At 53.3% G+C, this 12,709-nt stretch carries 14 protein-coding genes; 7 read left to right on the top strand and 7 right to left on the bottom strand.

Annotation, left to right across the window (positions count from 1 at the left end; translation table 11 throughout):
* The first annotated feature begins 294 nt into the window (after nt 1–294).
* From htpG to BUB22_RS13050, 7 genes are all read left to right on the top strand, one after another.
* Complete coding sequence (gene htpG, locus BUB22_RS13080) at nt 295–2,181, top strand: molecular chaperone HtpG (RefSeq protein ID WP_083535540.1); 1,887 nt, start codon at nt 295–297, stop codon at nt 2,179–2,181.
* A 95-nt stretch (nt 2,182–2,276) separates the two neighbouring features.
* Complete coding sequence (locus BUB22_RS13075; protein WP_097035177.1) at nt 2,277–2,714, top strand: Fur family transcriptional regulator; 438 nt, start codon at nt 2,277–2,279, stop codon at nt 2,712–2,714.
* A complete protein-coding gene (locus BUB22_RS16445) occupies nt 2,707–2,973 on the top strand; it encodes a hypothetical protein (protein WP_139259002.1) in 267 nt (88 codons plus the stop codon). The genes BUB22_RS13075 and BUB22_RS16445 overlap by 8 nt, the downstream gene beginning before the upstream one ends.
* 84 nt (nt 2,974–3,057) lie before the next feature.
* Nucleotides 3,058–4,095, top strand: coding sequence for a metal ABC transporter substrate-binding protein (locus tag BUB22_RS13065; protein WP_073115785.1), 1,038 nt, complete (start codon nt 3,058–3,060; stop codon nt 4,093–4,095).
* 62 nt (nt 4,096–4,157) lie between these two features.
* A complete protein-coding gene (locus BUB22_RS13060; RefSeq protein WP_073115783.1) occupies nt 4,158–4,814 on the top strand; it encodes a metal ABC transporter ATP-binding protein in 657 nt (218 codons plus the stop codon).
* A gap of 50 nt (nt 4,815–4,864) precedes the next feature.
* Nucleotides 4,865–5,710 (top strand): metal ABC transporter permease, encoded by an 846-nt coding sequence (locus BUB22_RS13055; protein WP_073115871.1) that lies wholly within the window; start codon nt 4,865–4,867, stop codon nt 5,708–5,710.
* A gap of 1 nt (nt 5,711) precedes the next feature.
* The gene (locus BUB22_RS13050; protein WP_073115781.1) at nt 5,712–5,915 is read left to right on the top strand and encodes a hypothetical protein; all 204 of its coding nucleotides are present in this window, start codon (nt 5,712–5,714) and stop codon (nt 5,913–5,915) included.
* Between the two features lie 299 nt (nt 5,916–6,214).
* Here BUB22_RS13050 and BUB22_RS13045 read toward each other — a convergent pair whose 3' ends face one another.
* The 7 genes from BUB22_RS13045 to BUB22_RS13015 all read right to left on the bottom strand — a co-directional run bounded on the left by BUB22_RS13045 (nt 6,215) and on the right by BUB22_RS13015 (nt 12,642).
* Nucleotides 6,215–7,699 carry a DUF1846 domain-containing protein gene (locus BUB22_RS13045; protein WP_072810181.1) on the bottom strand — a complete coding sequence of 495 codons (1,485 nt, stop codon included), beginning with the start codon at nt 7,697–7,699 and terminating at the stop codon, nt 6,215–6,217.
* 103 nt (nt 7,700–7,802) lie between these two features.
* Entirely contained in the window at nt 7,803–9,458 is a 1,656-nt protein-coding gene (locus tag BUB22_RS13040; RefSeq protein WP_073115779.1) for a glycosyl hydrolase family 8, read from the bottom strand.
* Between the two features lie 205 nt (nt 9,459–9,663).
* Complete coding sequence (locus tag BUB22_RS13035) at nt 9,664–10,074, bottom strand: M67 family metallopeptidase (protein WP_072810176.1); 411 nt, start codon at nt 10,072–10,074, stop codon at nt 9,664–9,666.
* Between the two features lie 133 nt (nt 10,075–10,207).
* Entirely contained in the window at nt 10,208–11,017 is an 810-nt protein-coding gene (locus BUB22_RS13030) for a HesA/MoeB/ThiF family protein (RefSeq protein ID WP_073115777.1), read from the bottom strand.
* Nucleotides 11,017–11,223, bottom strand: a complete 207-nt coding sequence (gene thiS / locus BUB22_RS13025; protein ID WP_072810170.1) for a sulfur carrier protein ThiS — start codon at nt 11,221–11,223, stop codon at nt 11,017–11,019. The genes BUB22_RS13030 and thiS overlap by 1 nt, the downstream gene beginning before the upstream one ends.
* Before the next feature lie 14 nt (nt 11,224–11,237).
* Nucleotides 11,238–11,483, bottom strand: coding sequence for a sulfurtransferase TusA family protein (locus BUB22_RS13020; RefSeq protein ID WP_073115775.1), 246 nt, complete (start codon nt 11,481–11,483; stop codon nt 11,238–11,240).
* A 199-nt stretch (nt 11,484–11,682) separates the two neighbouring features.
* Nucleotides 11,683–12,642, bottom strand: coding sequence for a serine O-acetyltransferase (locus BUB22_RS13015; RefSeq protein WP_072810166.1), 960 nt, complete (start codon nt 12,640–12,642; stop codon nt 11,683–11,685).
* Nucleotides 12,643–12,709 lie beyond the last annotated feature (67 nt).

The raw sequence follows: 12,709 nt of genomic DNA, 5'->3' as shown, positions 1-12,709 counted from the left end.
CTTTTAGCCCCAAAAAGCAGGCTTTTCCGAAATATAATATATTGGTGCACTTCGGCAAACTCAGCGCACCGGCTCAGTGACCTTATGTCGAACCACGGTTGGTGAGCTTGTCGAACCATTGGCACGGTTCTTGCAATTACTATAGCGGAAACAAGGCGGGACCGCCAATTTGTTTCATTTTGAAACGTTTTGACAGTCTAAACCGCTCGAAAATTAAACATCAAGGCGTTCCCAATGATTCTATCGCCACTACGTGGCTCCAGAATGACAGCGGGAATGACAAAGGACAGAAAAATGGCAACAGAGAAGATGGAATTCCAGACCGAAGTTCGCGACATGCTGAACTTGATGATCAACTCCCTTTACAGCAACAAGGAAATCTTCCTCCGCGAACTCGTTTCCAACGCGGCGGACGCACTGGACAAGCGCCGTTTTCTCTCGCTTTCAAACGCAGAACTCTTGCCGCAGGGCACGCAGCTCCGCATCGACATCTCGGTGAACAAGGAAGGCAAGCGCATCGTTGTGGAAGACAACGGTATCGGCATGAACAAGGAAGACTTGATCAACTGCCTTGGCACCATCGCCCGTAGCGGCACCAAGAACTTCATCAAGAATTTGAAGGAAGGCGACAAGGGCAGCGTCGATCTCATCGGTCAGTTCGGTGTGGGCTTCTACTCCGTGTTCATGGTCGCAAAGAAGGTCGAAGTTTTGACCCTTAAGGCCGGCGAAACTCAGGGTTACCTGTGGTCTTCCGAAGGCACGGGCGAATTCGAGATTTCCGAAGCCCCGCGCGACAAGGTGGGCACCAAGATTACTTTGTACCTGAAGGACGACGAAGACGCCGAAGACTTCGCAAGCGAATGGAAAATCAAGGACATCGTCCAGAAGTACAGCGGCTTCGTGAGCTACGGCATTTACTTCCACCCCGAAGCAACGAAGAACGACAAGGGCGAACTCGAAGAAAAGCCCGAAGAACGTTTGAACGAAAAGCAGGCATTGTGGCGCCAGAGCGAAAAGGAAGTCACCGAAGAACAGTACAAGGACTTCTACAACGTCATCAGCCACGAAGCCGACGAACCGGCCGCTTGGAGCCACAGCCACGCCGAAGGTTCCCAGGAATTCTGGAGCCTCGTGTACATTCCGTCCAAGGCCCCGTTCAACATCTGGCACAACGATGCACTGCACGGACTCAAGCTCTACGTGAAGAAAGTCTTTATCATGGACGACTGCAAGGACCTGCTGCCGCCTTGGCTCCGTTTTGTGCGCGGCGTGGTAGATAGCGAAGACTTGCCGCTGAACGTGTCCCGCGAAATCTTGCAGAACAACAAGATTATCACCAACATCCGCAAGCACGTCATCAAGAAGGTGCTCGACACCTTGCAGAACATGGCCGACAAGGATGCCGCGAAGTACAACGCCTGGTGGCGCGAACTCGGCATGGTCTTGAAGGAAGGCTTCTACATGAACTGGGAACATCTTGACGAACTCAAGAAGTTGCTCCGCTTCGAAAGCACCAAGACGGAGGGCGACGCTCTCGTGGGCCTTGACGAATACGTGAAGCGCATGCCGGAAGGCCAGAAGGAAATCTACTACCTCATCGGCGACAAGAACGCCGTGAAGTCCAACCCGATGCTCGAAGCTTTCAAGGCCAAGGGCTACGAGGTGTTGCTCATGAGCGACGGCATCGATGAATTCATGATGTCGAGCCTCACCGAATTCGGCGACAAGAAGTTCCACGACATCGCCCGCGGCGACGTGGATTTCGAAAAGACCGAAGACGAAAAGAAGGCCGAAGAAGCCAACAAGGGAATCTTTAAGGGCCTCTGCGAAAACCTGCAGAAAGTCTTGGACGAAGACATCAAGGAAGTCCGCGTGTCTAGCCGCCTGAAGGATAGCCCCTGCTGCCTCGTGACGAGCGAAGATGCGATGAGCGCCCAGATGGAACGCATGATGAAGGCTATGGGCCAGAAGAACTTGCCGAAGAGCAAGCGCATTCTGGAAATCAACCCGACGCACCCGATTTGCGAAATGCTCAAGAAGAAGGTCGAAGCGAAGGAAGATTTGGGTGACTGGCCGAAGGCCCTCTACGGTCAGGCTCTGCTTGCCGAAGGCTCTCCGCTTCCGAACCCGGCTGAATATGTTGCCGCAATTACTAAGCTGCTGACCGCCAGCGTGAAGTGACGCTAAATACAACCACATTTACGAGAAGCCCGCGGCCCATTCGCGGGCTTTTTCGTTGACAACGCACCCATTTTTTGTTAAATTTGAATTTGCGAATGATTTGCAAATTAGAATACAAGACGAAAACGCGACAAGTCATCATGGACTTCATGGTCAAGAATCCTGACCGGATTTTCAAGGCCTCCGATATAGCCCAGGACCTGCGCTCCGTTTCCCTGAGCACCATCTACAGGAACCTCGCCCGTCTCGAAAAAGCGGGTATCGTCCAGATTGTCGGGGCCGAAGAGAACAAGGAACTCCAGTACCGCTACACGGGCCCGAGCAAGTGCCAGGAGAAAATGCACCTCGTGTGCAAGGAATGCGGCAAGTTTTTCCACCTGGAAGGCCCCGCACTCAAGATGCTGCAACTTTCGGTACAGCGCGTAAGCGGCTTTGAACTGGACCAGCAGCAGTCGGTTCTGCTCGGGCGCTGCGCCGGATGCTCCATAGCCGCGAAGAAGCCCCTCCCGCGGAGGCGTATGCACCATGTTTAAGGCCCTGTTTGACAGGCTTCTGGTTGTCCTGGCGTCGCTCTACGTGTCACGCCACCTGGAACACCATTGCCACGGCGAACATTGCCACGTCTGCCACCATATCCATCGCTGCCTGGAACTGATTACGGTCTGCATGGAAATGGTCGTCGCACCTTTTGAAATCGCGCTCTGCTGCGTGTTTTTCAGGCTCCCCCGCATCAAGGTTCTCGATACGTGCCGAGCCACTCTTGTTTCGCAAAAGGTCCTGTTGTTGAATTGATGTGCGTCGCACCCAAGACGACGAGCGGTACAAAGCCGCATAACAACATCAACAACATTTGTCCATACGGACAAGGACCTTTAAATGAAAAAAGTTGCATCCATTGCAATATCGTTTTTTGCGTTAGCGATCTTGCTGACCGCCTGCAACACGGAATCCGGGAAAAAGGATTCCGCACCGGAAAAGATTTCCGTCGTCGCGACCATCTACCCGCAGTACGACTGGCTGAAGAACGTGATCGGCGAGCGTGCCGATGCAGTTGACCTGAAACTGCTCATCAAGAACGGCACCGACCTTCACAGCTACAAGCCCTCGGCCAAGGACATTGCGACCATCGCCAAGGCCGACCTCGTCGTTTACGTGGGAGGCGAGTCTGACGAATGGATTGAGAAGGCTCTTGAGGCAACCCCGAAGGAAGGGCGCATCGCGTTGAACCTGATGAAGGCACTCGGCGACCACGTCAAGAAAGAAGAAATCGTGGAAGGCATGCAGGCCGAGGAACATGAACATGCCGAAAAGCACGAAGACGAGCACCATGAGCACGCCGAGGCGACCTCCGAGCATCATCACCACGAAGAAGTCGAGAACGACGAGCACATCTGGCTTTCGCTGAAGAACGCTTGGATTTTGGTAAACGCGCTCACCCAATCGCTTTCGAAGGTGGATTCCGCAAATTCGTCAATTTACACAGCGAACGCTGTCCTCTACAACGCAAAACTCTGGGAAATGGACAAGGAATTTGCCACGGCCGTTTCGGACGCTTCGCAAAAGACAGTCCTGTTCGGCGACCGTTTCCCGTTTCGCTATCTGGTGGACGATTATGGCATTAAGTACTATGCCGCATTTGCCGGCTGTTCCGCCGAGAGCGAAGCGAGTTTCGAGACTGTAACCTTCCTTGCGAACAAGATGGATTCGCTTGCGCTCCCCGCCATTTTGACTATCGACGGCAGCGACGGGAAAATCGCCCGGGCGATTCTCGATGCGAGCAAGAACTCCAAGAACGCGCAGGTCTTGACGCTCAATTCGATGCAGTCGGTGACGGACGAACAGATAAAGGCCGGCGTCGATTACCTCTCCATCATGCGCGACAATCTGGAAGTATTGAAAAAGGCTTTAAAATAAAACAACGTGTCATTCTGAGTGAAGTGCGAAGCACGGAGTCGAAGAATCTCTAAGTAATCAATATGAACGATTTAATCCCTCTGATCAAATGCCGCCAGCTGACGCTCGGCTACGGAAGCAAGGACCTGGTCCGCGACTTGGATTACGACGTGAATGTCGGGGACTACCTCTGCATCATCGGACGCAACGGTTCCGGCAAGACAACGTTCCTCCGTGGAATCGCAGGCTTGCTCAAGCCCAAGTCCGGAGACATCGAACTCTGCGAAGGGCTCAAGCGCAGTGAAATCGGTTACCTGCCGCAAATGACGCTGGTCCAGAGGGATTTTCCCGCATCGGTGGAAGAAATCGTTCTTTCCGCATTCCAGGGCAAGTTCCGCCTGCTGCCGTTTTATGGACGGGCCCAGCGGGAGCGCGCCATGGAATGCATGGCGCTCACCCGCACCGAAAGCTTGCGCAAGTCGTGCTTCCGCGAGCTTTCGGGAGGCCAAAAGCAGCGCGTGCTTTTGGCCCGGGCCCTCTGCGCTGCCGAACGCTTATTGCTTCTCGACGAGCCCGTAACCGGCCTCGATCCCGAATCTACGGAAACGATGTACCGCGTCATCAATGACCTGCACAAGAAGGGCATGACCATCGTGATGGTCACGCACGACGTGGATTCCGCCCTGGACGATGCTACCCGCGTGATGAACTTCGACCAAATATCAGTTAAAGGAAGATAAAACCTCAAGTCAAGGAGATCCCCGCATTCGCGGGGATGACAATGTACGGTATGCCAATTGATACGCTTCTTTTCTATCTAGACTTTCCCTTCGTGCGCTACGCGATTATCGTAGGCGTACTCGTATCGCTCTGTTCGTCACTGCTGGGCGTTACTCTCGTACTCAAGCGCTACTCCTATATCGGTGACGGCCTTTCGCACGTTGCATTCGGCGCACTTGCCATTGCAGCAGTGCTCAAGGTGACAAACAACATGCTCATCATCTTGCCGGCAACCATAGCCGTGGCAGTACTCCTGCTCTGCACCGGCAAGAACGCTCGCATCAAGGGCGATGCCGCCGTCGCCATGGTATCGGTCGGAGCGCTTGCCATCGGCTACCTGCTGATGAACATATTCTCCACTTCGGCAAACATCTCGGGCGACGTGTGCACTACGCTTTTCGGTTCCACGTCCATCCTCACACTGAAACTGGAAGAGGTCATCCTGTGCATAGCGCTCTCGTGCGTGGTTCTTTTCTGCTTCGTCCTCTTCTACAACAAGATTTTCTCCATCACGTTCGACGAGAATTTCGCACGAGCCACAGGCGTCAACACTGCGCTTTTCAACCTGCTGATTGCGGTCATCGTCGCAACGATTATCGTACTCGCCATGAACCTGGTCGGTGCGCTCCTGGTGTCCGCCCTCGTGGTTTTCCCGGCACTTTCGGCCATGCGCGTATTCAAGAGCTTTTTCTCGGTGACGGTCGCTGCGGCCACCATATCCGTGATTTGCTCGCTTATCGGCATCGTAGTCGCTATTCTCGCCGGGACTCCCGTGGGTTCGACCATCGTGGCGGCGGATATCGTAGTTTTCGGTCTATTCTACCTGATAGGTATTGCACGAAACGGCGGTAACTAATTTGTCCAAATATTTCAAGAAAACAGCAATCGCATTCATTGCTGTGCTCCTGTTCGCGCTGAACGCCTCCGCGAAGGAAGACCTGGGCGATTGGCCGAAGGCCCTCTACGGTCAGGCTCTGCTTGCCGAAGGTTCTCCGCTCCCGAACCCGGCTGAGTATGTGGCAGCAGTCACACGACTGCTCGGCCAAGCCGCTGGCAAGTAAATCCCGTTAGGCCTCGCTCTCGTTGCCACGCCCGGTTAATACCGGGCGCTTGCAACTCACAACAAAACTGCTGACTGCATCCGTCAAATAAGGTCCCCGAGCTTGCCGAGGGGCCGCACCGCAAACATCAAAAAGACCGCGATTCAATCGCGGCTTTTTTTTCAAATCTTCGCACCAACTAGAGAAAAGTCATTAAAAAGTCGTATAGACGAGTATAACGAGGCCGCAGACCCCGAAGCCGTACAACTGGTACGGCGAGTTGGGTTGAGAACGAAGTTAGACGAAGTCTAGACGACTTTTTATCCATGGTAAAGGTTGCCGGACTGATAGTTCGGTTCCGTCGTGAGGTTCACGCCCAAGCGGCGGAACACGCCCACATCGACCTGCGAGAGGATAACGCTGGAATGCACTTCGCAGTGGCGGAGTTCCGGCAACTTCTCTAGGGCGATTTTCGCGTTGTAGTCCGTGAGGGCACACACAGAGAGCGCCACGAGCGCCTCGTCCATGTGCAAGCGCGGATTCCTGTGGCCAAGCTGTTTCGTCTTCAGATTCTGAATCGGCTCGATGACCATCGGCGAAAGCAGGCGCACTTCGTCGGGGATACCCGCAAGATGCTTGAGTGCGTCAAGCAGCATGGCAGAAGATGCTCCCAACAGCGAAGAAGTCTTCGCCGAGATGATAGCACCGTCGTTCAGCTGGATGGCGACCGCGGGACCTTCGGTCAACTGCGCACGTTCCACGGCAGCCGCAATCACGGGGCGGTCGGCAGTACTAATCTGCGCCTGCTCCATGATGAGTTCCTGCTTGTAAATCTGGTCCTTTTCCGCATTGCCCTTGCGCACGTCGCAGAGCGTGTTATAGTAGCGGCGGATGATTTCCTGCTTGGCGGCCTCGCAAACAGCTTCATCGTCGATAATGCAGTTGCCCGCCATGTTCACGCCCATGTCCGTGGGGCTCTTGTACGGAGATTCACCCAGAATGCGTGTAAACAGCGCGTTCAGCACCGGAAAAATTTCCACATCGCGGTTGTAGTTGATGGTAGTTTGTCCGTAAGCTTCCAAATGGAACGGGTCAATCATGTTCACGTCGTTCAGGTCGGCGGTCGCCGCCTCGTACGCGAGGTTCACCGGATGCTTAAGCGGGATGTTCCAGATGGGGAACGTTTCGAACTTCGCGTAACCGGCCTTGATGCCACGCTTGTTCTCGTGATAAATCTGCGAGAGGCACACGGCCATCTTTCCACTCCCGGGGCCGGGAGCCGTCACCACCACAAGTTCGCGAGTCGTTTCGACAAACTCGTTCTTGCCGTAGCCGTCATCGCTTACAACCAAAGGAATATTGCTCGGGTAACCCGCAATCGGGTAGTGGCGGTAAACCTTGAGTCCCAGTCCTTCCAGCTTCTTCTGGTAGGCAACGGCACTCGGCTGTTCCTGCCAGCGGGTCAGCACCACAGAGCTCACGTAGAGGCCATAACCGCGGAAAGCGTCAATCAGGCGGAGCACGTCCTGGTCGTAGGTAATACCGAGGTCGCCGCGGACCTTGTTCTTTTCGATGTCACCCGCATTAATGGCGATAATGACTTCGGCCTTATCCTTGATTTTTTCGAGCATGCGGATTTTACTGTCGGGCGCGAAGCCAGGCAACACGCGGGATGCGTGATGGTCATCAAACAGTTTTCCGCCGAATTCCAGGTAAAGTTTTCCGCCGAACTTCGCGATGCGTTCGGCAATTTTTTCGGACTGCGTCTTGAGGTACGCTTCGTTATCAAAACCTACTTTAAACATCTTTTTCTACCGATTCAAAAATAAAATTCAACGTCCCAAAAATAAAAATTTTCGGGGCAAACACGATGCCTGCCCCGAAGCAAAAACACGCGGTCAAGAAAATTTATTTCACAACTTTGTACGCCCTGTTACCGACAATCACAAGCAGCATTCCCCTGTTTTCGATACGCACTTCGTGCATCGCGGACTGCGTTCTTGATTTCACAAGCACGCGACCGTTGAGGTCAGAAACCGTGAACCTGGAACCGGCAGGCGCATTTTCGATAAAGATGGAATTTGCATGTGCACGTATCTTTATGTCAGTATTAAAGTTAAGTGCATTTGCAATTGCATCCGGGTCGACAAGCGAAGTGTCCGGACCCGGAGCAGCCTTCTTCGCAGTCACCGCCACCTCGTAGAGCTTGCACGATTCAAACGCATGGAACGTGGTGTCGTTTTCGTAACTCACGCCGTTGTATTCACCTTCTGCAGTCTTTTTCTCGATCTCGGGCTTCTTCTTCCAAATCTTGAAGTTGCCGGTGAGATGGAGCATGGCGAGGTAATGCACCAGGCCGTCGTAGTAACGCTGGCTACCGACGATGGGCTTGGAATCCCAGGCCTTCTGCAACACCTTCTTCACCAAATCCTTGTAGCCCTCTTCTTCAAGCAGGGCGTAGGTAGCAACCGCATTCGCACCCGCCTGGCCGATGGTGAAATCGCCGTATCCGTTGGTGCCGTCCCAGTTGAAATGCCCGTGCCTGTACCCGTCCTTTTCGAAGAAGTCGGTAATCACCTTCGCGATTTTCGTCTGGCGTTCCATATCCACGCCGAACAGGTAGCTGTCCATGCCGTAGTTCATGGGGCAGCGGATGGCATCGAACGCGTACTTGGTGGAGTTGTCGCTAAAGGCGTAGTGCGGAGTCCCGTCGAAGTTGCTGTAGTCGCTGCACAGGCCCGACTGCGGGTTTGCGGAATTGTAGATGTGGTCGCGGGTGGCCTTCGTCGCCTTTTTCCACTTGTCGGTGTTGGTATCGGACCAGCGGCTGAACAGGTCCACGAATGCGGGCAAACTGTAAGAGGCGTCGCCCCAGGTGTTGTTGCCGTCGCTCGGCTGGAAGGTTGCGATAAAAGACTGTTCGCTGTACAGGGATTGGCCGTTGCCTTTCCAGCAGGCCTTCAAGATGCTCTGTGCGTCCTTCATGTAGTTCGCGTCGTCCCAGCGGTTGGCCGCAAACAAAAGCGCCATCATGAAGTAGATTTCGCCGTCGGGAGCGTTGCCCCAATCGCGCACGGAACCGTCGCGGTTTGCCTGCCACGCGAAATAGCCGCTTCCACCCGTGGCAGGATTGCTCCACATGTGTTTCTTGGCCCAGTTCCAGAGCTTGCCGAACTGTTCCTTGTGGTTGGTCTGCACGGCAATCATCATGCCGTAGCTCATGCCCTCGGAGCGGATGTCGTTGTTGTTTATATCGACAATATAGCCGCCGTCGTTGTCTTCGTAATACACGGTCTTGTCGTTCTGCCCGCCAAAATAGTGATTCCAGAGTTCGTCAAGCTTATTCTGGATGTCTTCGTCAGTCTTGCCGAGGAACGTCTTGAACGGGCTCGTGTAATCGCCCGTGTAGTAGGCGCCCGTAGACTGTGAACCGTCCTTTTCGCAGTCGGGGCCAAAGTATGCTCCGCTATCGTCGAAGAATGTGCCGGTGTAGATTGAATTTTCCGCCGCAGTGGCCATGGAAGCGCACAGGAAGGCGACCGATAATACGGACAGGTTTTTCATTTCGTTCTCCCAAGAGTTGATTTAACCTATCCATAACAAACCCGGCTATAATATAGATAAGGGAGCCCAAATTTCACCTATCGCGCGGAAAAACCCGTTGTTAGGCAAAACAACGCAAAAATACCATTTTTGCACTAAAAACGCAAAAGTGCCTCCAGGGCAGGAATTTCACATAAGCCCCGGAGGCACCGTTGTACGGAGATCTTTAGGCGATTACAAGCCCTTCGTTCGTGGCGGTATCGCCCTCAATGTGGAAGGAATTGAGCACCGGATGTTCGCGGTCCATGAGCGAAAGAATCAAGTAGCTCGCCCTGCTATCGTAGGCAAGGCGTTTGTCTTCTTCCGACGGGCGAGAAGGGGATTCCGGATGGGAATGCCAATTGCCCAGCGGCGAGAGGCCGTTTGCACGCATGTCCTTGATGGCGGCAAGCTGTTCCTTGGGATCCAGCGAAAAATGCTCGTTCGAATGGTCGATATTCGTGAGCAGGTAGACCTTCTCGATATGCTTGTCGCTACCTTCGATGCGCCCCGCAATCAGCCCGCAGGCCTCTTCGGGCAGGTTCTTTTCGGCATGCGCGAGGATTTTTTCGTAGTTGTCTTTTGAAATGGAAATCATTTTTTCTCCAATGTCATCCCCGGCTTGACCGGGCGGACAGCACTTAACAACTTGTTGTTTAGTGCGCATGGCCACCAAGGTGGGGATCTTTTTTAGGGGAGATGCCCGCCTACGCGGGCATGACAACAAAGGTTTAATGTTTCAAGTCGCAAACCGCCTGTTCGTAGTCGATGAGCTGGGTGATGGTCGGGTGCGTGCCGCACACAGCGCAGTCTTCGGTATGCGTCGGCAGTTTCACCTTGCGGAATTCCATCGTGAGCGCATTGTAAGTGAGCAAGTAGCCCGTGAGCAAATTGCCCACGCCGAGAATGTACTTGACGGCTTCCATCGCCTGCAAGCTACCGATAACGCCGCCCATCGCGCCAATCACGCCCGCCTGCTTGCAGGTCGGCACGGCATCTTTCGGAGGCGGCTCCTTGAACACGCAGCGGTAGCAGGGGCCCTGGCCCGGAACATACGTCATGAGCTGGCCCTGGAAGCGGATGATGCCCGCATGGGAGAAAGGTTTCTTCGCCATCACGCAAGCGTCGTTGATGAGGAACTTCGCCGGGAAATTGTCGGTGCCGTCGATGATGAAATCGTAGTCCTTGATGAGGTCGAGGATGTTCTCGCTCGTCACGAAGGTGTGGTAGGTAATGACCTTCACGTCGGGATTCATCGCTTCCATCGTCTCTTTCGCGGATTGCACCTTGGGCTTGCCCACATCGGCTGTAGCGTGGATAATCTGGCGCTGCAAATTGGAAAGGTCGACCACGTCGGCATCGGCAATGCCTATCGTGCCCACGCCTGCTGCAGCAAGGTACATCGCCACGGGAGCCCCGAGGCCACCAGCGCCAATCACGAGAACTTTCGCGTTCAGAAGCTTCTTCTGGCCCTTCGCGCCCACCTCTTTCAAGATGATGTGGCGCGAATAGCGCTCCAGCTGTTCGTTAGTAAAAGCCATTAGCAACCGCCTCCCATGAAATAGAGGAACTCGACGCTGTCGCCGTCCTTGAGCACGGCCTTGTCAAAAGTTCCACCCTCAACAAATTCTTCGTTCACCGAAACCGTCACGTAAAGCGGGTTGTCTATCTTCTCGGCTTCAATCAGTTCTGCGACGGTGAGGCCATCCTTGTATTCTTTCTTGTTTCCTGCAACAGTAATAATCATTTTATACTCCTTGGTTAGTCGCCGACCTTCTTCACGATGAGCGTGTAGGTTCCGTCCTGGTTGTCGTCGAGTTTCAAGATTTCGTGACCCTCTTCCTTGATGCTGCGCGGCACGTTCTGCACCGGTTCGCCGTCGTTCAGGCGGATAGAAAGGATTTGGCCTTCTTCCAGTTCCTCGAGGGCGACTTTTGCCTTCACGAAAGTAGTCGGGCACACGACATCGGTAATGTCGATGGTATCGTCAATTTTGAATTCTGCCATTGTTGTTTCTCCGTACATTGATGTTTTAAATCTGGCCCAAATATAGAACGCGTTTTCGCACGCGTCCAATACATTGTTTTTATGCTGAATTATCAGTTTTTTCTATAGCAAGTTGCCATCCTGTGATTTTTGATGACGTTAAATTAATTCAGAGCACATTAATCTTTCGTCTGTAGCGAGTTTGCGAGCGTTCTCTCGTCTAAATAATGTAGTACCACTCCTCGCTCTGGGTAATTTCTTCCGTCTTGTGTTGCTTATCGGTAGAAACGTAGTCCATTTCGAGGCTCTTCATGCTCACGCGGGTATTGGGCGCGACAGAACTCGTGATGAAGGCACTGCCACCGATAATCGCATTTTCGCCGACAACCGTATCGCCGCCTAGAATGGATGCGTTCGCGTAAATGGTTACGTTGTCCTGAATTGTAGGATGACGTTTTTTGCCGGAGAGGCGCTGGCCCCCGCGCGTCGAGAGCGCACCGAGAGTCACGCCCTGATAAATTTTCACGTTATTGCCAATAACCGCAGTTTCGCCAATCACGATGCCCGTACCGTGATCGATAAAGAAGTACTTGCCGATGGATGCACCCGGATGGATGTCAATTCCCGTCTTGGAATGCGCATACTCAGTCATGAGCCGCGGGAGAACCGGAACATGCAAAAGGTAAAGTTCATGGGCAATGCGAAAGATGGTTGTCGCCATAAGGCCCGGATACGCAAGGATAATTTCGTCGAGGCAGCCGGCTGCAGGGTCGCCATCAAAAGCGGCATGCAAATCGGTTTCAAGACATTCGCGAATCCAAGGAATCTTCGCGAAAAATTCCTTGCAGATGCGGTAGCTTTCAATCTTGCGCTCGTCCGAAGTCATGGTACCACGGAGCTTGCAATAATCCAGCGCGATGGCCACCTGCTTGTGGAGATGGTAAAAAGTATCTTCGATAATGACCGCGAAACTATTCTTCGGGTTGTAAATCTTGTGCGAGCGGTCCCTGAAATGTCCGGGATAAACCACACGGATCAGGTTCTGCAAAATCGTCTGAATCTCGGCCTGGTCGGGTCGATTATAGATGTCAATGTTGTCGATATGCTTGCCGCGATTGTAATCGGCAAAAATCGTCTGGACAGCTTTTTCGACTTCTGATTCCTGGATAAGTTCGTGCATGACAAAATTCAGGGTAAAAATTTAAGGAATAGTGTGGAATGTGAAATGTGAGATGTGAAATGAAATT

It is taken from the genome of Fibrobacter sp. UWCM, from assembly GCF_900129735.1.
In the GTDB taxonomy this organism is placed as follows: Bacteria; Fibrobacterota; Fibrobacteria; order Fibrobacterales; family Fibrobacteraceae; genus Fibrobacter.
The sequence above is the reverse complement of the archived record's forward strand: the minus strand, read 5'-3'. Positions and strand labels throughout refer to the sequence as shown.